The sequence below is a fragment of the Chishuiella sp. genome (assembly GCF_032109125.1).
In the GTDB taxonomy this organism is placed as follows: Bacteria; Bacteroidota; Bacteroidia; order Flavobacteriales; family Weeksellaceae; genus Empedobacter.
This window is the reverse complement of the sequence record NZ_DAMCLZ010000004.1, coordinates 211716-237128: the sequence shown is the minus strand read 5'-3', so window position 1 is coordinate 237128 and position 25413 is coordinate 211716. Positions and strand designations below refer to the sequence as shown.

21 protein-coding genes and 1 tRNA gene are annotated in these 25413 nt (G+C 27.3%); 10 read left to right on the top strand and 12 right to left on the bottom strand.

The features are described 5' to 3' along the window. Window positions 1–5 precede the first annotated feature (5 nt). The 3 genes from atpG (at window position 6) to RT575_RS06915 (ending at window position 2423) form a co-directional block, all read left to right on the top strand. On the top strand, window positions 6–875 hold the full coding sequence (gene atpG, locus RT575_RS06925) for an ATP synthase F1 subunit gamma (RefSeq protein WP_313383670.1): 870 nt from the start codon (window positions 6–8) through the stop codon (window positions 873–875). Between the two features lie 274 nt (window positions 876–1149). Beyond that, a tRNA-Met gene (locus tag RT575_RS06920) sits at window positions 1150–1223 on the top strand. A 147-nt stretch (window positions 1224–1370) separates the two neighbouring features. Further along, window positions 1371–2423 carry an NAD(P)/FAD-dependent oxidoreductase gene (locus RT575_RS06915; RefSeq protein ID WP_313579771.1) on the top strand — a complete coding sequence of 351 codons (1053 nt, stop codon included), beginning with the start codon at window positions 1371–1373 and terminating at the stop codon, window positions 2421–2423. A 177-nt stretch (window positions 2424–2600) separates the two neighbouring features. Here the strand turns inward: RT575_RS06915 and RT575_RS06910 are convergent, their stop codons facing one another. Then, window positions 2601–4046, bottom strand: a complete 1446-nt coding sequence (locus RT575_RS06910; RefSeq protein ID WP_313579769.1) for a hypothetical protein — start codon at window positions 4044–4046, stop codon at window positions 2601–2603. A gap of 22 nt (window positions 4047–4068) precedes the next feature. Then, window positions 4069–4863: a TIGR00266 family protein gene (locus tag RT575_RS06905; RefSeq protein ID WP_313579767.1), complete on the bottom strand. Its 795-nt coding sequence runs from the start codon at window positions 4861–4863 to the stop codon at window positions 4069–4071. Between the two features lie 538 nt (window positions 4864–5401). On the opposite strand from RT575_RS06905, the gene RT575_RS06900 reads away from it, so the two are divergent. The 5 genes from RT575_RS06900 (at window position 5402) to polA (ending at window position 12975) form a co-directional block, all read left to right on the top strand. Then, on the top strand, window positions 5402–7252 hold the full coding sequence (locus tag RT575_RS06900; RefSeq protein WP_313579765.1) for a hypothetical protein: 1851 nt from the start codon (window positions 5402–5404) through the stop codon (window positions 7250–7252). Window positions 7253–7450: 198 nt separating this feature from the next. Further along, the gene (locus RT575_RS06895; RefSeq protein WP_313579763.1) at window positions 7451–8443 is read left to right on the top strand and encodes a phospholipase D family protein; all 993 of its coding nucleotides are present in this window, start codon (window positions 7451–7453) and stop codon (window positions 8441–8443) included. A gap of 123 nt (window positions 8444–8566) precedes the next feature. Further along, entirely contained in the window at window positions 8567–9427 is an 861-nt protein-coding gene (locus RT575_RS06890) for a hypothetical protein (protein ID WP_313579761.1), read from the top strand. A gap of 291 nt (window positions 9428–9718) precedes the next feature. After that, a complete protein-coding gene (locus tag RT575_RS06885) occupies window positions 9719–10051 on the top strand; it encodes a 2Fe-2S iron-sulfur cluster-binding protein (protein WP_313383683.1) in 333 nt (110 codons plus the stop codon). Between the two features lie 89 nt (window positions 10052–10140). Beyond that, window positions 10141–12975: a DNA polymerase I gene (gene polA, locus RT575_RS06880; RefSeq protein ID WP_313579759.1), complete on the top strand. Its 2835-nt coding sequence runs from the start codon at window positions 10141–10143 to the stop codon at window positions 12973–12975. A 184-nt stretch (window positions 12976–13159) separates the two neighbouring features. Here the strand turns inward: polA and RT575_RS06875 are convergent, their stop codons facing one another. The 9 genes from RT575_RS06875 to kdsB all read right to left on the bottom strand — a co-directional run bounded on the left by RT575_RS06875 (window position 13160) and on the right by kdsB (window position 21460). Continuing rightward, the gene (locus RT575_RS06875) at window positions 13160–13690 is read right to left on the bottom strand and encodes a DUF4136 domain-containing protein (RefSeq protein ID WP_313374078.1); all 531 of its coding nucleotides are present in this window, start codon (window positions 13688–13690) and stop codon (window positions 13160–13162) included. A gap of 32 nt (window positions 13691–13722) precedes the next feature. Continuing rightward, entirely contained in the window at window positions 13723–14238 is a 516-nt protein-coding gene (locus RT575_RS06870; protein ID WP_313383687.1) for an NUDIX domain-containing protein, read from the bottom strand. A gap of 25 nt (window positions 14239–14263) precedes the next feature. Beyond that, a complete protein-coding gene (xerD, locus tag RT575_RS06865; RefSeq protein ID WP_313383689.1) occupies window positions 14264–15151 on the bottom strand; it encodes a site-specific tyrosine recombinase XerD in 888 nt (295 codons plus the stop codon). After that, entirely contained in the window at window positions 15152–16735 is a 1584-nt protein-coding gene (locus tag RT575_RS06860) for a S41 family peptidase (RefSeq protein WP_313579756.1), read from the bottom strand. Beyond that, on the bottom strand, window positions 16736–17182 hold the full coding sequence (locus tag RT575_RS06855) for a dCMP deaminase family protein (RefSeq protein WP_313383693.1): 447 nt from the start codon (window positions 17180–17182) through the stop codon (window positions 16736–16738). Then, window positions 17172–19154, bottom strand: coding sequence for a site-specific recombinase Gcr (locus RT575_RS06850; protein WP_313383695.1), 1983 nt, complete (start codon window positions 19152–19154; stop codon window positions 17172–17174). Before RT575_RS06850 ends, RT575_RS06855 begins: the two co-directional genes overlap by 11 nt. Before the next feature lie 114 nt (window positions 19155–19268). Continuing rightward, the gene (locus RT575_RS06845; RefSeq protein WP_313383696.1) at window positions 19269–19943 is read right to left on the bottom strand and encodes a hypothetical protein; all 675 of its coding nucleotides are present in this window, start codon (window positions 19941–19943) and stop codon (window positions 19269–19271) included. A gap of 74 nt (window positions 19944–20017) precedes the next feature. Next, complete coding sequence (locus tag RT575_RS06840; protein WP_313383697.1) at window positions 20018–20593, bottom strand: HNH endonuclease; 576 nt, start codon at window positions 20591–20593, stop codon at window positions 20018–20020. Between the two features lie 129 nt (window positions 20594–20722). Continuing rightward, a complete protein-coding gene (gene kdsB / locus RT575_RS06835) occupies window positions 20723–21460 on the bottom strand; it encodes a 3-deoxy-manno-octulosonate cytidylyltransferase (protein WP_313383699.1) in 738 nt (245 codons plus the stop codon). Window positions 21461–21661: 201 nt separating this feature from the next. On the opposite strand from kdsB, the gene RT575_RS06830 reads away from it, so the two are divergent. After that, complete coding sequence (locus RT575_RS06830; protein ID WP_313579753.1) at window positions 21662–22459, top strand: DUF3822 family protein; 798 nt, start codon at window positions 21662–21664, stop codon at window positions 22457–22459. Beyond that, window positions 22435–22977, top strand: a complete 543-nt coding sequence (locus RT575_RS06825) for an RsmD family RNA methyltransferase (protein ID WP_313383702.1) — start codon at window positions 22435–22437, stop codon at window positions 22975–22977. Before RT575_RS06830 ends, RT575_RS06825 begins: the two co-directional genes overlap by 25 nt. Window positions 22978–23056: 79 nt before the next feature. Here RT575_RS06825 and RT575_RS06820 read toward each other — a convergent pair whose 3' ends face one another. Next, entirely contained in the window at window positions 23057–25327 is a 2271-nt protein-coding gene (locus RT575_RS06820) for a cation:proton antiporter (RefSeq protein ID WP_313383703.1), read from the bottom strand. Window positions 25328–25413: the final 86 nt, after the last annotated feature.

Here is a 25413-nt window from a genome sequence, read left to right as displayed (position 1 = left end):
ATTTTATGCCAAATTTAAAAGATATACGTAACCGTATTACTTCTGTAGGTTCTACTATGCAGATTACTAGTGCTATGAAATTAGTTTCTGCTGCAAAATTAAAGAAAGCTACGGATAATATTGTTCAGTTACGTCCTTATGCAGACAAATTACGTGAACTTTTAGAAAATGTAAGTTCGACTTTGGAAGCTGAAGTGGGAGGAGCACTTACAGAACAACGTGAGGTTAATAAAGTACTATTAGTAGTTTTAAACTCAAACAGAGGTTTATGTGGTGGTTATAATTCTAGTATTATTAAAAAAGTAAATTCATTATTAGCTGGAGAGTTGGCTGGTAAAGAAGTTCAGCTTTTGACTATTGGTAAAAAAGCAAATGATACTTATAGAAAAACTCAAACAATCTATAAAAATGCTTCTGATATTTGGAGTAATATAAATTTTGATGAAGTAGCAGAAATAGGAGAAGATTTAATTAAGAAATTTGAAGATAAAGATTTTGATCAAATCAGAATTATTTATAATCAATTTCAAAATGCAGCTGTTCAAATTGTTCAAGACGAACAATTTTTACCTGTTGTTATTGAAAAATCTCAAGAAAATGCAAATCAAGCAGAATTAGATTATATCTTTAATCCTTCTAAAGAAGAAATTTTAGTTGATTTAATTCCTCAAACTTTAAAAACTCAATTATTCAAAGCAATTTTAGATGCTAATGCTTCAGAACACGGTGCTCGTATGACTGCTATGCACAAAGCAACTGATAATGCTAGTGAATTACAGAAAGGTTTGAAAATTCAATATAACAAAGCACGTCAAGCAGCAATTACTAACGAAATCTTAGAAATTGTTGGTGGTGCAGAAGCATTGAATTCTTAAATAAAGAAAATATCTTATTTTAAATATAAAAGCAATCTCTTTTGAGGTTGCTTTTTTTATAAATTATTATCATTTTATTTATACAAAATATCCTTTGTAAGTAGTATAAATACTATATTTTTTCAAAAAAAATCTTATGATTTGAAAAAAAAAGTTTTTATGATTTAATGATTTTCAAATGGTTAAAAAATATATTGATTTTTATTGAAATTTTTTCTGAAAAATATTTGTTTTAATCTAAAAAATCCTCTTATATTTGCACCACTAAAAACAAGGCGAGGTAGCTCAGATGGTTAGAGCGCAGGATTCATAACCCTGAGGTCGGCAGTTCGATTCTGCTCTTCGCTACATATTTAAAGACAAATTCATTTTTTTTGAATTTGTCTTTTTTTATTCAATAAAGATTAAAATTCTTCTGACGTTAATCATCAATTAATTAAATCAAATGTATTAAATTTGTATATAATTTAGTTAGATTCTAAATAATATTAAAAAATGATTCAAACAGATATAGTTATTATCGGAGCTGGTCCAACAGGACTTTTTGCAGTATTCGAAGCAGGTTTATTAAAAATGAGATGTCATATTATTGATGCTTTACCACAACCAGGAGGACAATTAACAGAATTGTATCCTAAAAAGCCAATTTTTGATATACCAGGATATCCATCAGTAGGTGCAGGTGAGTTAGTAGATAATCTAATGGAGCAAATAAAACAATTTGAACCAGGTTTTACATTAAATGAACAAGCAACGACAATTGATAAGCAAGAGGATGGAACTTTTATTGTAACAACAAATAAAGGAACACAAGTTCATGGTAATTCTGTAGCTATAGCAGGTGGTTTAGGTTCTTTTGAGCCACGTAAACCAGTAATTGAGGAAATTGAGAATTTTGAAGAAAAAGGAGTAGAATACTTTGTTAAAAATCCTGAATTATTTCGTGATAAAAAAATTGTAATTGCAGGAGGTGGTGATTCTGCTTTAGATTGGTCTATTTTCTTAGCTGATATCGCAGAAAGTGTAACATTAGTTCATAGAAGAAATGAATTTAGAGGAGCTTTAGATTCTGTTGATAAAGTAATAGAACTTAAAAATCTTGGAAAAATTAATTTAATTACTCCTGCAGAAATTGTTGGAATAAAAGGGCAAGACAAAGTAGAAGGTTTAGTTATCGAAAAAGAAGGGGAAACTTTTGATATTGATACAGATTATTTTATTCCATTGTTCGGACTTTCTCCAAAATTAGGTCCAATTGCCAACTGGGGATTAGAAATAGAGAAAAATGCAATAAAAGTAAATAATGCATTAGATTACCAAACAAACATAGAAGGAATTTATGCGATTGGTGACGTTAATACTTATCCAGGTAAATTAAAATTAATTTTATGTGGTTTTCACGAAGCAACTTTAATGTGTCAATCAGTATATAACAGAATGAATCCAGGAAAGAAATTTGTATTAAAATATACAACTGTTTCTGGAGTTGATGGGTTTGATGGAACTCGTAAAGAAGCTGAAAAAGCTGTTGTAAAAGCAATAGACTAATTTTAGTATAAAACATATAATTAAGCTTTGCATTTTTTGTAAAGCTTATTTTTTTTGGCAATCACTACGTGCCGCGCTTTATCGCTCCCAATCTTTCTATTTCGCTTTAACTCTTCATAAAAAGGATTTCCGCTACAATCGCTATTGCAGAATAAAATAGTATTTTTGAAAGCACCATTACCAACAATCACAATCTTCTCTACTTCTACGTTTTTCTTCATTATCCCAAAATGGATAAAATTTAAGTGCAAAGAATATACTCGCAGCATTCAATTTATTATGCTTTATAAATAAAGGTAAAATATTATCACTTCCTATAACTAAAGGTCCAAGACGTAAATAACTTCCTACAGTAACTTTCTCGTAGTTATAAAGTGATACCGAAGGTCCAAAACCAATTCCATTATTTTGAATAGAGTAAGATGTTTGTAAAACATTTGTTCGCTTTAAACTATTTTCGAAAATAGGAGTTCTTTGTATCCAGTTCACATTCCAATATTGATTAGGTTTTATCATTTTACTCATGCTTACATGTAAACTGGTTGGTAAACCAATTGTAAATTTATTTCCTACTTTCGATTTATTTTCATCATCATAAACTTCTTTACTAATCACTTTTAAATATTGTTCAATACTTTCAAATTCTACATCATCAAAATTAGGATTGTCTTTTATTTTTACACGCTGCCCTGGATTATAAAAAACATGTTTTTCTCCTCTAAAATTAACATAACCTATATCTAGTAAATTAGCACTTAATTTAAAATCATATAACTCATCATTAATTCTTCTATCAACTAAAGATATTCCTAAATCAATACCAACTCCATTTCCTCGATTTCTATACACATATTTATCTCTATCAAAATCATAATTTGTCGCATAACTTGCTTCTATATTATAATCGCTAGCATATATTTCTGATTTTTTATGAATAGAATCTATCTCTATATAATTAGCTTCAAGTTTTATAGGACTTTTACTATTAATAACTGCTCCGTCTAAGCCTATTAAATATTTAATATTGGCTCCAATAATTAATTCTTGTGTATTTGTAGTATAAAGATTTGTAGAAATATTTAAGCCAATTTCATTCCAATTCATAAAATTAGTTTTTGCAGAGTTAAAACTATAATCAGAAGGGAGTAAAACTCTATCATTATGAAATTTCATGTAATTGTCAAGATTTTTTACAGAACCTTGTTGGCGTAAGCGGGAGAATAATCCAAGACGAAAAGTCTGATTATTTATTTTTTGTTTCATAGAAAATGATGGTCCCATAATATCATTTTCTAGATTATATGAAATAAAATTTTTAGTAGAGTAATCTAAAATATTTGATTGTGTTTTACCTGTAATTCCTTTTCTTGGTTGAGCATTTTTCGTATTACCATGTAATAATCCAAAGAAAGTTTGGTCAGAAATATAAGCATAATCATTTCTAAATAAAACATCACTTGATATAATATTCACATCCCATTTATTAGGATTAAAATATGGTGTAGTTGGAGATAAAACAGAACCGTTTATTCCACTGTATTGATCATTACTAAATGATAATGTATTCTGCCCAAATCCTATAAATGAATAGAGAAATATAGAAGTATAAAATATTTTTTTCAAATTATTTTTCAAATATTATAAATTATCTATCTCCATCTATTAATCTACCAAGACCACCCAATACAGAACCTTCTCCTTTCGATGAACCACCAACAGAAGGAGCATGAGCAATAATACGATCTGCTAAACGACTAAATGGTAACGACTGTACATACACTACACCAGGACCTTTTAATGTAGCAAAGAAAACCCCTTCACCTCCAAAGAATGTATTGCGAATTCCTCCTATAAATTCAATATCGTAGTGAACGGATTTTTCAAAACCAACAATACATCCTGTATCTACTTTTAGGACTTCATTTTGTTTTAAAATGCGTTTATGTAATGTTCCACCAGCATGAATAAATGCGATTCCATCGCCTTCTAATTTTTGCATAATAAATCCTTCTCCACCAAATAGGCCAGTTCCTATTTTTTTATTGAATTCAATTCCGACAGAAACACCTTTTGCTGCAGCTAAAAAAGCATCTTTCTGACAGATAAATTTATTATTTACTTCGGTTAAGTCTATTGGGACAATTTTTCCAGGATAAGGCGCAGCAAATGAAGCTTTCTTTTTACCATGCCCATAGTTTGTGTAAGAAGTCATAAACAAACCTTCTCCCGTTAATAATCTTTTGCCTGCATTAACAATTTTTCCAAATAAACCTTCTGTTTTCCTAGATCCATCACCAAAAATTGTTTCCATTTTTATGCCCTCATCCATCATCATAAAGCTACCTGCTTCTGCAATAACAGTTTCATTAGGGTCTAATTCAATTTCTACAAATTGCATTTCTTCCCCATGTATTTCGTAATCTATTTCGTGTGCATACATAGTTTATATTTTTTAATTAATCATTTAATAATTATTTATAAAACGATATTTTAAGTAAAAATATTTTCTAATGTGTTTAATTTTAAAATTTATTGCTGTTCTATTTATTTTTTACTAAAAGTAAATGTTTAGTCTAAACTAAATTAAGTTGTTATTTTATTAGTTTTTGAAATCTTTATTCAGTAGTAAAATGTATCTTTTAGAAAGTTTTTAAGTTTAAAATCATTTATTTAAAACGGTACTTGTACTAAATGAATGTTTTTAAATCAAATAAAAAAGATGTATAATAACCTTTATGTTTAGTAGAAGTTAATTGTAGAGTTTCGCTATCCATTACTGAATATTAAAAATTATTGGAAAATAACTTCGTTATTTATGCAAACTATATTTTAATACTATAGATTAATAAAGAATTTACTATTTTTAACAAAGTAATTATACGAAATACGGATATAGGTGTTATTTTACGAAACTACACACCGTTTTATTTCGTAAAATAACAATGTTAGCGGTAATTTTAAATTACAACTTGTAGAAAATGACTATAACAAGAAAATACTTTGAAGATATTTTAAATTTAATCAAGGATATTTGTGAGAGAGGAACCGCGAGTATTATTGTATATTTTGAGTTACTTCATAAATTAAATAATCTATTAAAAGAAATTAAACAATATAATTTATTTAAATTAGAACTAGATGATTCATTTTATGATATTTTAGAAAATAAGTCTGAATCTGAAATAACTTTAAAAAGAATTGAAATTTTAGCGAAATTATCATTATCGCTAATGAAAACTTCTTTCGAAACTGATTATCATTCTGATAACGAACCCAATTATTTTATAAACTTAAATAAAAGTTTAATTTCACTTCCTTATCAAGAGTTCATAGAAATATATAAACAAATAAAACTAAATTCAGAGGATTCCTTTATCATTCAGAAACATATCGGTCAATTTCCTATTTATAAAAATATATCCAATGAAACCGAGTTTTTGTTGTATAAAGAACTTATAACTGCTGATAAAACTAGAATAACTAAAACATCCAAGTTAGCTAAAATACCTAATGAATTTGTTGACAAAATAACTGATTTTTTCAAATCAAAAATAGATGAATATAAAAACTATATATTTCAGAATTATCCATCTATTAAAAGTGAGTTTAAATATTTCGACAATACAACAAGAATTTACTTTAAGAATTTTAGAGATAATGGTGCTCATATGCGGATTTATCACTACAAAAATCCAATTGATGAACATCAACTATTTGTATATCCATATTCTTTAGATTTCACTCCTTATGAATTTGAAAATATTGAGTTAACAGAACAAAATATTGTTGGAGGATTATCTACTTATATGCGTCTGTATGAAGATTTTGAAATTAGAGGAAACTTATTTTTCAGTGAACATAAAATTCATAGTGAATTAATAAATATTTATATATCTAATGCTGAAGAATTGGAAAGAGAAAGTTTTCTTAAGTTTCTTTTAAAATGTAGAGGGTATTATTTAAACTATTTCAATAAAAAAGAAGATAATAGATGTGACTTTACTGCAAAATTTAATGACGAAATTACGAAATTCATATTCGTAAAAGGTGAACTGAAAAATATTGAGAATATTAAAAGAAAACTTGAAGAGTTTGAAGATAATGAAAGAGTTACTTTCGTTTCAACATATAGAGTTTATTCAGATTTTCATAAAGCCCTAGAAAAAGAGAACATAAATTTTATTTCGATTTACTCTCTATCCACAGAATACTTAAATAACAATAATAGTATAATTCTTCATTGGTATATTCAGAATGAATTAAAACATTTTAAAATCAACAAATCTGATTCTAAAATTAAATCTGAATCATTAATTGAGAAATTAAGAAATTGTAAATTAGGCATAAAAGGTTGGGCTGAATATGAATCTATTTGTGAAGAAATTTTGAAATTTTTACTCGAGGATTATTTTAGAAAGTATACATCAAAATCACAATCATATAGCGAAAATGGAATATTTAGAAGAGATTTAATCATCAACAATAATTACAAAGACATTAATTCGTTTTGGGGAGATATTAAAAATGATTTTAATTCTAATATTGTATTAATCGACTTTAAAAATTATGCTGAAGAGTTGGAACAAAATGAATTGTTAATCCCAACTAAATATATGAATAATACTATAGGAAATGTTGTGATTGTTATTTCTCGTAAAGGTGTTAATAAAAATGCCGTAACTCTTCAAAAGAAATTTTTAAGAGAGGGTAAATTAATAATTTCTTTATCAGACGAAGATTTAATTGAAATGCTTAGAGAAAAAGGTATGAATAATGATGTGTTATATATGCTTGATAATAAGAAATTTTTACTTTACGAAAATGAATAAAAACTACCGCTAACATCGTATTGGCGAAATGGCGGGATAAGGCTAAAATTTGAAGTTTCGGCTTTCTATTCCGCAAAAAGCCAATTATATTGACTTTTTTCTTAAATTTATTCAATTAATTGGCTTTTCGCTTCAATTTCCGCCACTGACGCTAAGCCCCGAAACGTCATGCGTCATACAATTACAAAATAACCACAAATGCAAACTTTATACGGAAATCAACTTTCATCAGAATTGAAAAAACTATGTGAAAATTCAAAAAAAAGAATTTGGATTTGTTGTCCTTTTATTGGAAGTGAAAAATTTATTCTACAATTAATAGGACACAAGTTTATAGATGAAAAAATTGATTTAAGATTAATTACCGATATAGATGAACTGTCAAAAATTAATTATTCTTTCATTAGCAATTTTTTAGAAAATTCTAAATTGAAATCTCTTCCAGGAGTTCATGCGAAAATATATATTATTGATAATAATTGTTTAATCACTTCAGCAAATTTAACTGAAACAGCTTTCACAAAAAGACATGAAATTGGTGTATTTCTGTATGATAATGAAGCAAACGAAACAATCGAAATATTTGAAAATTGGTGGCGAAAATCTGAAACTATTAATGAAATTAAATTAGATGATATTCCAATCAAAAAACATAATAATGATGAAAAATTCGGATTCAATCTTCCAAGAATTTGGAATAAACCATCTACAATAAGTCAAAACAGATATTGGTTAAAACCAATTGGAGTTACAGAAAATCCAATTACTGAAAAGAACACTTTTGAAGAACAATTCTTCGATCTTCATTTTGCTGTCTACCCTAGTTCAATTAAAGAGAATGATATTTTCATTGCCTATGGGATTGGTGCAAAACGTATTTTAGGGGTTTACAAAGGCATGTCTAAAGTTCTAAAAATAGATGAGAATGAAAAAAATAAAGAAGATTGGAAAAAAAGATGGCCATATTATGTAAAAAGCGAAAATTTGACTCCTGAATTTGGAAGAATTTGGATGCAAAAAAATCTATATGCAAATAAGTTAGTTGTGGACTTTCTAAAAATTAATGCCAATAAAAATATTACACATGTTGGAGGAAAAACACTTGGTGCATTAAATTTTAAAAAAGATAAAATTTTACTATCCAATGAATTTGCAGAGTTTATTATATCTAAAATAACAAATGAAATGTAAACATGTACGAACGCATAACACGTTTTATGTTAAGTAGATAATTCTTTATTAGAAATTGCTGATATTTTGATATTAATTTACAATTAATATAATATTTTATATTTTTGTTTAAATTATATACTTATGAAAATAAAAATACTATTTCTATTATTAATCTCTATTAATCCTTTTGTTTTTTCCCAAAAAATTAAAGTTAAAAAAGAAGAAATATCTGTTGATGGAAAATTAATAGCTAAAATAAAAAAAGGAAAAGGGAACTATATAATTAGTAATCTTGAAGGGGAAGAATTATTTACGGCTTCTATAAATAATAAAACACCTAAAGGAAATATTGTTTATAATAACTGGTTAGAATTAACTAGTGTAAAAAATGGTAACATAAAGGAAGTTGAATTATTACCTGATAATTCATTTACATTTAGTTCTGAGAAATTAATATTAAAAAATTTATTACTTAATGATAAAAAACTTTTAACAGATACAGGTATTAATAAAGTTATTGTTGATGATTTTTTCAAAAATGAAGATAGGACAATTTCTACTAATGAAGATAATGTAGCTGAATATGATAAAAAAATTAATGCAATAGAAGATTCTATTGCAATAGCTAACAAATTAGATTATGATAAGTATGGTAATATATTTGTGAATGACAAAAAAATTGGATTCTTAGTGAGAAAAGAAATTGATCATGGACCAGCATTTTCGAATGAAATTGTATATTCTATTTTTGATCTTGATAAAACAGAAATTGCTAAAATTACTTTTTCAAGTAATAGTGATTTTAATTTGAATAAAGCTCTAATGTTAAATACATATGATGGTAAATCTTTTCAAATAAAAGGAGCAAATTATTCTTCTAATCTTATCAAAAATGATAGTCTAGCACCTAGAGTTATAAAAAAGCTTTATGCTAATGGATATACTTTAGGAGGGGTATCTATTGAGAAAGAACAATACAGAAACTATTTTAATGATAAATAAATTTAAATATATCAACTAAGTTAAAATTTATAGTAATAATATAATACCTTTTACGTTAAATAAAAACTGAAGTTTAATACAATATAAAATCCATGATCTAAGATCATGGATTTTGTATTTACAAGTTATAAAGCAATATTTATAAAAGAATCAAAAAAGGGATTGAAACTTTATTTTTTTAATTCTATGGTTAATTTATTATAACAACATTATCAAGATATTTTTTCTACTGTTTAATCTTTTTTTAGCCGATAAACAATCCGTATTTTTGTAAAACTTGAAATAAAGATTATGTCAGATATAAAAGTAACTATTATAGATAGAGACGGAGTTTCTCATGAAGTGGACGCTCCAACAGACATGAATATGAATATTATGGAATTAGTTCGTGCATACGAATTAGCTCCAGAAGGAACAATTGGTGTTTGTGGAGGAATGGCAATGTGTGCTTCTTGTCAGTGTTATATTTTAACTCCAGAAACTCCATTACCAGAAATGTTACCAGATGAAGATGCAATGCTTGCAGAAGCTTTCAACGTAAAAGAAAATTCTCGTTTGGGTTGTCAATTACATATTTCTGAAGAAATGGATGGATTGAAATTAGAACTAGCTCCGGAATATTAATATATAGTTTAACGTAGTAAGCTTTACGTTCTACGTTTATCAATTAAAAATTACGTTTAGCGTAAAATGTAATACTTTAAACTTACAAAATGAATCAATCAGAAGATAAAAGACTTTTTTTATTAGATGCATATGCATTAATTTTTAGAGGATATTATGCATTTATAAAAAATCCGAGAATCAATTCTAAAGGTTTTAATACATCTGCAATCATGGGATTTTCTAACTCACTTTTTGATGTGATTAGAAGAGAAAAACCAACTCATTTAGCAGTTGTTTTTGACGTTGGTCAAGCAACAGTGCGTACAGTAGATTTTCCTGAATACAAAGCAAACAGAGATGAAACACCAGAAGCAATTCGTCAAGGAGTTCCATTTATTCAAGATATATTAAGAGCTTTAAAAATTCCAGTACTTTTTGCAGAAGGTTACGAAGCCGATGATGTGATTGGAACGCTTGCAAAGAAAGCAGAGAAAGAAGGCTATACAACTTACATGGTTACTCCTGATAAGGATTTTGCACAATTGGTAACCGATAAAATAAAAATGTATCGTCCTGCAGCGAATGGTAAAGGTGTAGAAATTTGGGGAATTGAAGAGGTAAAAGAAAAGTTTGATATTGATGATCCTATTCAAGTTATAGATTATCTTGGAATGATGGGAGATGCTGTGGACAATATACCTGGATTACCAGGAGTTGGAGCAAAAACAGCAAGTAAATATTTGAAAGAATTTGGTTCGTTAGAAGGTTTATTAGAGAATACAGATAAACTAAAAGGTAAAGCAAAAGAAAAGATTGAAGAAAATAAAGAATTAGGTATTTTATCTAAAAAATTAGCTACAATTATTACTGATGCTCCTGTTGAATTTGATGAAGAAGATTTAACAGTTTGTCAACCAGATATACCAAAAGTAACTGAATTATTTACTGAATTAGAGTTTCGAAGAATGTTAGAAACTGTCTACAAAATATATGGTTTAGATACAACAGAAATTATAAAAGAAGCTCAAGAAGAAATATCTGCTGCAAGTCAAGCAACCAATTCTCAAACAGCTCAACAAAGTTTATTTGACTTTACTTCTGATGAAGAAATTGTTCCTCAGAATAGTGTATTTACAGATATTTCTACAACAGATCATTTTTATCAATTGATTGATACAAAAAAAGGAAGAGAAATAGTATTAAAAAATATTTTAAAACAAAAAGAAGTAACCTTTGATACAGAAACAACATCTTTAGATACTTTAGAAGCAGAATTGGTTGGTATTTCGTTTTCATGGGAAAAAGGAAAAGGATATTATATTCCATTTCCTGTAGATTTTTCTGAAGCGAAAGAAATCATAAGTGAATTTAAACCTTTTTTTGGAGATGAATCTATTACGAAAATAGGACAAAATTTAAAGTATGATATTAAAGTTTTAGCAAAATATGATATTGTATTAAAAGGAGAAAATTTTGATACAATGATTGCTCATTATTTGATTAATCCAGATATGCGTCATAATATGGATGTTTTATCTGAAACGTATTTGAATTATCAACCTGTTTCAATTGAAACTTTGATTGGTAAAAAAGGGAAAAACCAGAAAAACTTCCGAGATGTTCCTTTATTGGAGCAAACAGAATATGGTGTTGAAGATTCTGATATTACAAATCAATTAAAGAATCTTTTTGAACCAGAGTTAAAGAATGCTAATACCTATAAATTATTTGCAGATTTAGAAATGCCATTGATGCAAGTCTTAGCGGATATGGAATTAGAAGGTGTTCGACTTGATGTTGATTTCTTGAAAGAACTTTCTGTAAAACACGAAGCTAAATTAAAAGAGCTTGAGTTAAAAATTTATCAAGATGCAGGAGAAGAATTCAATTTGAATTCTCCAAAACAATTGGGTGATATTTTATTTGATAAATTGCAGTTAGATCCGAAAGCCAAAAAGACAAAAACTGGTCAATATGCTACAGGAGAAGAAATATTATCGAAATTAAAAGATAAACATCCAATAATTACAGATATTTTAGAATACAGACAATTACAAAAATTAAAATCTACCTATATTGATGCTCTTCCTAATTTGATTAATCCAAAAACAGGTCGAGTACATACAACTTATGCACAAACAGTTGCTGCTACAGGACGTTTATCTTCTGTGAATCCTAATTTACAGAATATTCCTATTCGTTCTGAGGCTGGGCAACAAATACGTAAAGCTTTTGTAGCAAGAGATGAAGATCATGTATTGATTTCTGCCGATTATTCTCAAATAGAGTTACGATTGATTGCACAAATGTCTAAAGACCCAGCAATGGTTGAGGCATTTAAGAAAGGAGAGGATATTCATGCTGCAACTGCTGCCAAAGTTTTTAATGTTGCTTTGGATGAGGTAACAAGAGAACAACGTAGTCAAGCAAAAACAGTAAACTTTGGAATTATTTATGGTGTTTCTGCATTTGGTTTAGCCGATCAAGCAAATATTTCTCGAAAAGAAGCAAAAATATTAATTGATGCTTATTACGAAACTTATCCAACATTGAAAGCCTATATAGAAAAACAAGTAGAGATTGCTAGAGAACAAGGTTTTGTGGAAACATTATTGGGACGTCGTCGTTATTTAAAAGATATTAATTCTCGTAATAATGTTGTTCGTTCTCATGCAGAAAGAAATGCAGTAAATGCACCAATACAAGGTACAGCTGCAGATATTGTAAAAATTGCAATGATTCAGATTCAAAAAGAATTGAAGAAGAATTACGAAACAAAAATGATTTTACAAGTGCATGATGAGTTAATTTTTGATTCACCTAAAAATGAGGTCGAAAAAGTATCTGAGTTAATAAAAACAACAATGGAAGCTGCAATGCAAATGGATGTTCCTTTGATAGCTGAAGTTGGAGTAGGAGATAATTGGTTAGAAGCTCATTAATTTTTTATGATTGATTGCAAAAACGATTGAAGTGGAAATCCTTTTATAAGTAAAGGCTGAAGTTTACGAAGTTTTTATTTATAAAAGATTGGGAACGTGAAAGCGTGGCCCGAAGGGTTTGCCTTAAAATAAAAAATATCATAGTTAAAATTAGCTATGATATTTTTTTATGATTTTGTGAATATTATTTTTTGTTAGGAGGAAATTTGTAAAATAATTTCATAACTCCTTTTTGTACAATAGCTTCTTTGGCTTCAGGAGAAGAATTTACTGACATTTGAATTTTTAATGTTCCTTGCCATACTAAATGTCCTTGATTTAGCATTGATACAGTATAATTTTGATTTAATTTTTCTGAAGTAATTGGAATTCCTACGGACATTCCTCCTCCAATTCGTCCAAATCCTCCAGTTCCCATTCCAAGTCCAACACTAGAATTTTGTTGTTTAGAAATATATTCTTCAGGATAAACAGAAATAACAAGGTTACTAGAATTATTTTTTTGAAACCCTTTGTAAAGTAGACCTTTTTCAATAGAATTAAATAATCTAGCAGAATCTAAATCGTTTAATTTTAAATGATCTGATTGTGAGAATGTATATGTTCTATTGGAATTGAAATCAAAGTCTCTGTCATAATCTACAGCAACTTTTTGTTGTGTACTACATGAAATGAAAGTAAAAAAAGCAATACTTAATAAAATTATTTTTTTCATTTTTTTATGAATTTAGATGAGATTTATAAATATTATTGTTGAGTTTTTATGTAGTTTTCAACAACACTTCTCAACGAATCAAAACCAATTTCGTCTAGTTTAATGTCTGATATTTTAATCCATTTTACATCAGCTATTTCTTCTTTTTCAATGATTATATCTTCGTTAGGAAAATCAGCAATATAGGCTAAATCACATGTTTTATATGGAATTCCTTTGTATTCGTAATTATTGGGTTTAGATATAAAGTACTTGAATTGATTTGTAGGAATTTTAATTCCAAGTTCTTCTTGTATTTCTCTTTGACAAGTTTCTTCTGCACTTTCATCTGGATCAGTAAAACCACCAGCCAAATCTAGCATTCCTTTTTTTGGATCTTTATTACGAACTGTGAATAGAATTTTATCATCTTTTTTTAGAATTACCGCAACTGCAGTAGCTACGTTTTGATAGTAAACTAAATCGCAATTTGAACAAGACATTCTTCTAAAATCAAATGTATCGATTGAGTGACCACAATTTGGGCAAAATTTGAATGATTTTATCATAGTATTTATTTTAGGTTTCTAAATTCTACTTATTTCTTGGATGAAATTTTATGATAGCATCTCTAATGAAAGCTTGATCTACATGCGTATAAATTTCCGTTGTTGTTATACTTTCATGTCCTAACATTAATTGAATTGCACGTAAATCGGCTCCATTTTTTAGTAAATGCGTTGCAAAAGAATGACGAAATGTATGAGGACTAATTGTTTTTTTTATTCCTGCAATGATTGATAACTCTTTTACAATTGTAAAAATCATAACACGCGTTAGATTTTTACCTCTTCTATTTAAAAAAACAAAATCTTCAAACCCTTCTTTAATAGGAATATGTGTACGTATGTTTTCTTTGTACAAGTTAATATATTTTATTGTATAATCACTAATAGGAACTAATCTTTGTTTGTTTCCTTTACCAATAACACGAATAAAACCATCGTTAAAAAATAAATCAGAAATTTTTAGGTTAATTAATTCAGAAACACGTAATCCACAACCATAAAGTGTTTCAATAATTGCTCTGTTTCTTTCGCCTTCTGGTTTAGATAAATCAATAACCTCTATCATTTTATCAATATCTTTTTCAGATAAAACGTCAGGTAATTTCATTCCTATTTTTGGAGTTTCTAATAAAGATGTAGGATTATCTTCTCTAAAATCTTCTAATTGTAAATAACCAAAAAAGCTTTTTAAGCCAGAAATAACTCGTGCTTGTGAACGAACGCTATATTCACTAGATGCAAAATTGTGAATAAATTCTTTGATGTCATCTTGTGAATAATCTAACGGTTTTTTATCTGAATAATCAATTAATTTCTGAATATCACGTAAGTAACCTTCAATTGTATTTACTGAAACTCTTTTTTCTAATTTCAGATACATTTGATAATCGTACAAAGCGTCTTTCCACTGCATTTATTTAGTATTTTTTTCTAGTTCAAAAATACGTTTTATCATTTCATCTTCTGGTATCCAAACTTGATAAAATGCTCTTGAACCATATAAATCTTCAGCTATACTAGCTTTTATATAGTTATCTATTGTCGATGAGTATTCTGGGTTAAATTCATTAGGTTTGATTCCTAAAACACCTAAAAATTCATTTCTATAAATTCCAGCTCCAAAATATTTTAAATAAATACTTTGATTATGGAACATAAAAAAGTCATGAATTGAATAAATTTTTTTGAATAAAAAACTATTGAAATAATTAGCATCTTGATTGTAATACAACCAATTTGCTAGAGAACTTGTATCAAGTGCGACAAATTCATCAGGAATAATTCCACCTCCGCCGTAAACTTTTTTACCAGAAGGAGCAGTGTACTCTAAATCTTTATTTATTTTTATTGAATCTTTACTGTATAATTCTCCAGATTTTAATCTTTGGTATAAATCGTCACTGTATTTAGCTGTTTTTTTGTCGAAAGGTTTTTGAATAGATCTACCAGAAGGAGTAAAGTAGTTGGCAACAGTTAATCTAACTTTTGTGTTATCTCCTAAATTAATTTCTCTTTGTACTAAACCTTTTCCGAAAGAACGGCGACCAACAATTATTCCTCGACCATAATCTTGTATTGCTCCTGTCACAATTTCACTTGAAGATGCAGAATTTTCATCAATTAAGACATATATTTTTCCCTTCTCAAATAAGCCTTTATTTGTTGCGTATATGTATTTTTTTCTTTTTTGCTTATCTTGTGTATAAACAATAAGCTCATTTTTAGATAAAAATTCATCAGCTATTTCTTCAGCAATATGCATTAAGCCTCCAGGATTACCTCTTAGATCAAAAACAAGAGTTTTCATTCCTTTGTCTAATAAATTTTCTAATGCTTGATGTACTTCTATAGCAGAATTCTCTGAAAAACGAACTAATTTAATATAGCCTATATCTTTTGTAAGCATATGCTCTCCTGTAACAGATTCTATTGGGACAATAGATCTTTCTACATTTATGGAAATAGGTTTTTGATCTCTAATGACAGATAAATTTACTTCAGAGCCTTTTTTACCTTTTAATAATTTTTCTATTTTAGCATTATCTGCTCCAATTAAAGATTCATTATTAGCAGCAATTAACTGATCGCCAAATTCTAATTTTCCATAATTTGGTGTACCAGGAATTGTTCTTTCAACAATAATGGTATCATTAAGTACTCTGAATTTTATTCCTATCCCAACAAATTCACCTTTTAATTGTTCATCAGCTTGTTGAATAGAAGATTTATCGATGTATTTGCTATGTGGGTCTAGCTTTCCTACCATATAATTTATGGCATCATCAACTAAACTATCTGAATTAACATCATTTACATATTCGTTATCTATTAAAGATACTAATCGTCTAATTTTTTGTTCATTATTAGAATATTGTAAACCTACAATATCTTTATTTTCGTCGAATGCAAAATCATATTTTTTACCGACTAAGAATCCTATTAAAAAAATGATAATAATTAATAGAATAACATTAATAATTTTGAACAAGTTTTTCATTTATTTATATAGCTCTTCTTCTGTTATTTGTTGAACATCAATTCCAGATTTCTCTAAAAACTCTAATCCAGATGTATCTTTATATTGTTTTATATAAACAATTCTTTTAATTCCTGCTTGTAGAATTAGTTTACTACAATCTTTACACGGAGAAAGAGTTATATAAAGAGTTGCACCTTCTGCTGATTGAGTAGAAGTTGCACATTTTAATATTGCATTAGCTTCAGCATGTAAAACATACCATTGAGTATTTCCTTCATCATCTTCACAGCTATTATCAAAACCACTTGGAGTACCATTATATCCATCAGAAATAATCATTCTGTTTTTAACGATAATTGCACCAACTTTTTTTCTTTGACAATATGAAAGGTTAGCCCATTCATAAGCCATTCGTAAATATGCTTTATCGTAACGTAGTTGTTTATCTTGTTTATTATTTTTCATTTAAACTATGTTCTTCTTCTTGAACTTTTTTTGTTAATAATGGTGGTAAGAAAAATGGAATTGGGTTTCTAAAAAAGGCTTTGACAGTGTGATAAATCATTGTAAATATTTTGTATAACGGAATATTATTAGATCTCATTGCCATTAATAAAGATAAAATAAAACTTACAAAAAAGTTACACCAACCAACTAAGAAAATAGAAATAAAAGCAATGACCATAGGAACTAGGTCAAAATGATATCCTAATCGACCTACACCAATGGCAAAATTTCCGGATACAAATGTAATGTGTCTTATATCAAATGGTAAACCGATAAAATCTCCGATAAGGAAAGCACTTCCCATCATAAAACCAAACGCAATATTACCAACAACACCACCCATGTTTTTTTCGAACCAATTAGAAATTTTTTTCCTTCTTTTTTCCGAGAAAAACTTTTTTAATACAGGATGATTATAAATACGATCTGGGATATTATGAAAACGTTGACTGTTAATAGTCATTCCAGATATTAAACCTGATAAAAATAAAAATATACCAGCAATTGCACCAAAATAGAAAATATGCCAATCCATCACTACAACTTCTTCCCAGTAATGATGGGCTTTTATTTCACTAAGAACTTCAATATTTAGAATATCACTCAATAGATAAAATATACCTAAAGAAACAGCAAAACCAGCTACAACATTACCAATAAATGCAATAATTTGACTACGGAATAATTGAGCAAATAAGTTTGTAAAATCATTTATTCTTAATTCTGTACCAGATGTTGGTACTAATGATTGTGCTAATCTAGCAGCCGTCATAGAAGGCTGTTTTGTAGCAAGTGTCATATGTGTTAAATAAATAACACTAAATCCTACAGCATAATTGATACTATAGAAAAAAGCTTTGAATAGGGGAGAAGTATCATGAATATTTCCAATTCCTGTTTTTATGAAACAAAGAAAAGAAACTATAAATCCACCACCACAAGCTGTCCAAAACATCTTATTGTATTCTTTTGCAGTTTGAGTAATGTATTTTTCTCCTGTTTTTCCATTATGATAGGTTACTAAAAATGTAATTAAATAAACTGTTGATTTTAATTGATTGCTCATAAAGTTTTTAGGAGCATAAAAATCTATCCATTTTTTAGTTGAAAACGATAAAAAAGGTATTAATCCATTAGTTTTTAATTCATTGTAACTTGTTAATATGTTTTGTAATCTCCTTAGCTGTTGCTGTAGCCTATTAATTTTAGCAGCAACTTTAAATGAGATACCTTTATAATCTTTCTGAGTAAGAATATCATTTAGTAAATTTCTACATACAGAAATACTTTCTCTTATTTTTAATAAGTCAAATCCTACTTGCGGATTTTCTATAATATTGCTAATCTGCATAGCAAGTTTAGAAAAAGGATTATCTAAATAATTTACTTCGTTACTGTAGCGGATCATTTCTTTATCAGAAAAGCCTCCAGTAATTCTAACTGTTAATATAGAAATAGCTTGAAGTATTTGACTTTGAATGTTGTTTGTATATTTTTTTGAATCTTCATCTGTTAAATCTTGATATAAAGTTTCATAAAGTTTTCTCCATCTATCTAAAGGGATAATTCTAATAGCTTCAAGATTTTTAGAATTATAAAATAATTCATTAATTATAGAAGTTAATTCATTATTATTTTCAATATCAGGTAATATAGAATCAATAATTTTTTTTCTAAATAAAGAAAACAAACTATCTTCTAGATGGATTCCACTATCAACTAAATAACCAACAATATTTGTATTACCAAAGTTACTTCTTAATTCTTCTTTGAATATTTCGCGGTAATTTGTATTATTTTGAAGTTTTGATATCAAATCATCTATGAAAGAAATTGAATCTGTATAATCTTTTCTTGCTGATTCGATTAAACGGATAAAGAAACTTTTTTCATATTTTTTGTTTTGGTAAAATATAGAATCTAATGACATATTATTATATATTCATTTTTAGTTATACAAAAGTATAAAACTTAAGTAATGTTATAATATAGTTTTTAATAAAATAAAAAGTGATTCTTGTTATTAGAATCACTTTTTATTTTATTAAAATTTGAAATTTTTCTTATCAATTGCGGGGTTTGTTTTCACTTCATTGAATTTGATAATATATTCTCCACCTTCTTTTGGTTTTCCAATGATTTTTGTAGCAAAAGACAATCCATTAAATCTTTTAAAGTTAGAGAAGTACAATGTTTCATTTTCATTCTTCTCCATAACTATTTCATAGGAATCTTTGTCGAAACAATATATTGTACTATTTGTATTTTTTTTAAGTTCTACTTTATAGCATTTATTGTTGTCTTGATTATATGTTTCAATTCCTAAATATGAAACTTTAAATCCTTTTTGATTATATTTTAATACGTCAGAATCAAATGAATCTGGTTTATAATCTGGTACAATAATATTTTTTTTGGTAGCTTCATTATATGTCCATCCATTTTTACCATCGTATCCTTCATTTAAAATTTCTTTTCCATTAATTAGAAAAGCTACTTTTTTATTGTAAGGTCTTTGATGATAAATAATAATAGGGTATGAAGTTCCTAAATTAATTATTGCATCACCTTTTAAAATAACACTATTCAAATTATTCCAACCTACTTCTCCTCCTGTTTTATTTATATGAGTTTCAATTATACTTTCTGCATTTTGTGCATAAGTATTAAAACAGAATAATAATGTAAAAATAATAATACTGAACTTTAATTTTAACATGTGAACTTTTTAAGTTATAAATTGAAAGAACAAGATATAAAAACTTAATTAAAGTTCAATAATTAAAATAGATATTAATCTTTTTTCACCTCAATGTGTGACCAGTTTTCACCTCTTAATATACGGTAAACTTGTCCTTGAGATATATTGAATTGTTTTGCTAAAGTAGCAATTTTAACTTTTCTATTAGGATCTAATAATTTCTTTTTTAATCGCATAACTTGTGATTCATTTAGTTTACTGTTTGGAATACTATCTAAACGAGAACGACCTTTCATCATTCGGAATAAATCTTTATTGTGCTCTTTCCATTCATCCAGAGTAGCCCATTCTAAATTACTTATTGTATTATTTAATTTATTATGATCTAAGTGAACTACGTATTCTTTATTTTCAGGATTTGGTAAAAATGTTTCAGCAATCATTTTATGAACATATTTAGCTGTTCTTTTACCATCAGCTTTTGTTACCCAAATTGCACGATAACCATTATTTATTGCTCCTTCTAAAATTTTATATTTATCTTGTCCTGTATATAATTTTTTAACAAGACCATCTTTTGACACTAAAAAAGATCTTTTTTCTATCAATCCTTTTGCTTCGTATTCTTTCCAAGATTCGCTCATAGTCATCATTTTACTTATTTTCATTGTACTAATAACAATATCCATACCGAAAAGGAATTTTTCGGTAAAAAAATATTATACTAACCTAATATTGAGGTTTTAAAAAATGTCAATTTTGATTAAGAAGGGGTACAAATATATAATAAATAATTATTACGCAATACTACTTAAGTAAATTTTTGCTTTTTCTAAATCTTCAGGTGTATCAATCCCAATCCCAATAGATTCCGTTTCGATTACTTTTATTTTCATTCCATATTCTAAATACCTTAATTGTTCTAGTTTTTCAGCAGTTTCATTTTGACGCATGCTTAATTTTGAAAAACGTAATAAAGCATCTTTTCTAAAAGCATATATACCAATATGACGAAAATATTTTGGGCTAAAATTAATTTCTCGAGAGAATGGAATAGGGGAACGAGAAAAATATAAAGCAAAATCATTATAATCTGTTACAACTTTTACAAAGTTAGAATTGTTAATATCTTCGTCTTTAATAATAGATTCTTTTAAGGTTGCAACATCTACAGTTTTTCCGATTTCACCATCAAATGAAGAAAGAATATCAGATAAAGCTTTATAGTTTACAAATGGTTCGTCTCCTTGTACATTCAAAATAATATCACAGTCAATATTTTCTATTGCTTCAGCAATTCTATCACTACCAGTTTCATGATTTTTAATACTCATAATTGCTTTTCCATTATTTGATACTATTTCGTTATAAATAATATCCGAATCAGTAACAACAAAAACATCATCAAATAGATTTGTAGCAACTACATTATCATAAGTCATTCGAATAACAGTTTTATCTCCTAATTGTTGCATTAACTTACCAGGGAATCGAGTAGCAGAATATCTTGCAGGAATAACAGCTATTTTTTTCACGTCTTTTTTATTTTCAAATTTCGGTAAAAATAGAATACATTGAACTTAAATGTGTTTTTAATCCATAAAATAAATGTATTATCTTTACCGAAATAAATTTTCTATATGAAGATTGCTTATAAATTTTTATTACTTTTGATATCATTAGGATTGATTTATATATTAATCAGTGAGTTAAAAATTCAAGGATAAAATACATGTATGTCTAAAACAACCATTAGTTCGTTAGCAATTTTATTATCGCATGACAAGCTTAGTTATATAACAAAGAAAACCGATGGAGAAAAAATCTCCTATTCGGATGTATTTGATTATTCGGTTGATTTTACAAACTTGAATAAAACGGAAGTTGAGATTGAGCATGAATTACGATCTAATTTAACCTTGTTACAAGAATATGATTTCGTACATTTTTGTTTTTTATCTACAGCAATAAATGTTGTACCAAATCAATTTTTTCATCATCCATTAGAAGATTTACTTTCAATGTCGATGTATCATCCTGTTCAACTTGCTATAGATTGTCCATTGCAAAGTATTGAAGCTTCAATAGTATATAATATTCATTACCCTTTGAAAGATGTTTTATTATCTTTAAAAAATTTGCAAAATGCTCGTTTATATCATTCAGGTAAATTTTTGATTGATTATGCTAAAATAAATTCAAAAGATGATGAAATATATGTGAATTTAGTTCATCAAAAATTAGAGATTTGTGTTTTAAGTAATGGAGAATTTATTTTTTATAATTTATTTGAAATTAAAACGAAAGAAGATTTTCTGTTTTATATTTTATACACATTAAATCAATTAAATATTAATCCAAATGCTGTATCATTATTTATTTTTGGAGATGTATTAGATATAGAGTTTAACGACTATATTGATATGTTAAAAAAATATATTAAAAATATTGAGTTCAATAAAGATGATAAGCAGCTTGGTAAATATTTCACATTATATAAATTATTCGAATGCGAATTATTTCAGGAACATTAAAAGGAAAAAGAATTACAGCACCTAACAATTTACCGGTGCGACCTACAACAGATTTTGCTAAAGAAGCATTATTTAATATTTTGAATAACGAATGGTATTTTGATGAAATTTCTGTACTAGATTTATTTTCAGGTATTGGAAGTATATCATTAGAATTTGCTTCACGTGGAGCAAAAAAAGTTACATCAGTTGATAATTTTTATGGTTGTGTAAGGTTTCTAGATGAAACATCTAAAGAATTAAAATTAGACAATGTTATTACAACTATAAAAAATGATGTATTAAAATATTTAGATAAAACACCAATTAGTAAATTTGATCTTATTTTTGCAGATCCACCTTATGATTTGGAAGTAGAATCTTATAATAAAATAGTAGATAGTGTTTTTGCAAATAATTGGTTAGAAGAAGGTGGGAATTTTGTTTTAGAACACTCAGCATCAATTTCGTTTGTAGATCATCCAAATTTTATTCAACATAAAAAATATGGAAATGTTCATTTTACCTTTTTTGAATAATTTGATGAATTCTATCTAAAATATATAAAAAAAAATCCAGCTAATTAGCTGGATTTTTTTATGGATAAAATTTAATTCATTATTCTGAGATAATTAAAGTTGTAGGTACATTAGAAATCCAAATACTTTTGCTTTCAATTAGGTTTTTCCAACTCTGTATACTTACAATCATTAAATCCATTTCATCTAAAAATTCTTTATCTAATTGTTGTTTATATGATAAACTAATATGATTAGGAGCTATGTTTTCTATACTTCGTATAATTTCTTTAACTTCAGAATGTCGTTTAGTGTAACCATTAATATCAACAATAATTATTTGAGCTTCATTATTAGAGATTAATCGTTGAGCATATTTCAATAAATCAGCATCATCATTACCAAATAGAGGTAAAAATATTTTATCAATTTTATCTAGATTTTTTTCTAAAACAATTCCGACAGGAATAGATGATTTATTTAATAATTGTTTTGTTCTTTCATCAAAAATGGAATGATCAAACATATTTTCTTTTCCTTTTACTTGTTCTATAAGAATATCCGGATCTATAATTTTTGTAGTAAAACCTAATATGTTACCAAGTAATGATCCTGAATAGATTGAGTTTCTAACACCCATCAACATTAAATCATAATCTCCTTTTTGTGCAACATCTACTGTCTCTTGGATAATATCTGTAGAAACTTTAAACATTGTAGTTACGTCTTGTTGTAAATTTTCAGCTTCTTCAATTAATGGTTCAAAAAATTCATCTTCTCTATCATTGAAAGAATGATGTTCAACTTCATTACTTTTTACAATATGCATTCCTGTAATTAGAGAATTTTCATTGTCCTTTTTTACAAATGCATTAGCTATTTTTAATAAACTTTTTCCTTTTTCTGGAATACTAAAGTTGATTAATATTTTATATTTTGATTGATCACTAATTTCAATAATATCATCTTCTTTTTTATGTTTAAAAATTCTTTCTACAATATCAAGTATAGGACCAGTCATAAAAGTTGTAACTAATGCCATAATTACCATCATAGCAAATATTTCTGCATCTAATACTCCAAGATCATATCCTATGTTAAGGACTATAAGTTCCATAAGTCCTCTAGTGTTCATCAATGCACCAATAATAGCACTATTTCTCCAACTTTGTCCAACAAATTTTGCAGCAAGAGCACTACCAACAAATTTACCTACAACAGCAACTAAAATAATTAATCCTGTTATTTTCCATAAATATGGATCGTTTAATAATCCTATTTCTGTTCGTAAACCAGTGTAAACAAAGAATAAAGGTAATAATACGACAACAGCAACATCTTCAACTTTTTCAATGAACACATTTCTGAATTTCATATTTTCAGGCATGATTGCTCCTGCCATAAATGCTCCAAACAAAGCATGAATACCAATCACTTCTGTTGCATAAGAAGATAGAATAAGTACTAGAAAGAATATTGCAATTATTGGTCTAGTTAATGTAGATTTAGTAGGATATATTGTTGAAATTCTAAATAAAAATGGACGAACTATTTTTATCATGAATAGAACATATAATACAGCTAAACCAATTACAAATAATGCACTACCAAAGTCACCAGCTTTTACAATTGCAATAACAACAGCAAGTATACACCAAGCAGTAATGTCATCTGCAGCTGCACAAGTAATAACAATAGTACCTAATTTTGTTTTATGTATTCCTCGTTCTTGTACAATTCTTGCTAATACTGGAAAAGCTGTTATACTCATAGCTATACCAATAAAAAGACCAAATGATAAAAATGGAGCTCCAACAGGCGCAAATTCACGATAAATAAAGTATGCTAGTCCCATTCCTAGAGCAAATGGAAGTATTATACTTGCATGACTTATAACGACAGCATCATGTGCTTTATTTTTTAAAATTTTTAAATCAAGTTCCATTCCAATAGTATACATAAACAATATTAGACCAATTTGACTTAAAAATTGAATGTTACCTAAAGATTCTACAGGAAATAGAGAGGCAGATATTTCAGGAAAATACATGCCAAGTAAGGATGGACCTAATACAATACCAGCTATCATTTCTCCAATAACTGCAGGTTGCCCAATTTTATTAGAAACCCAACCAAAAAGTCTAGCAGCTAATATAATAGTAACAATTTGAGCAAGAAGAATAGCTAGTGGATGTTTTAGATTATAAATCATAGAATTTAAAAATTCTACCCATCTACTGTTATTTGAAGTAGCGTGATGGACATCACGACCAATCTCTAGATTGACACCATGTTTAGCAATTAAGTAAATTAAAGCTGTAAAAAAACCAATTACTACAACATAAAATATGGAATTCTTATACTTCTTCATGTTTTTTAATTTTATGATACAAATTTTAAAAAAAATGAAATAAGAAAATAATCTCAAAAACAATAATGTAATGAACGGGTTTTATT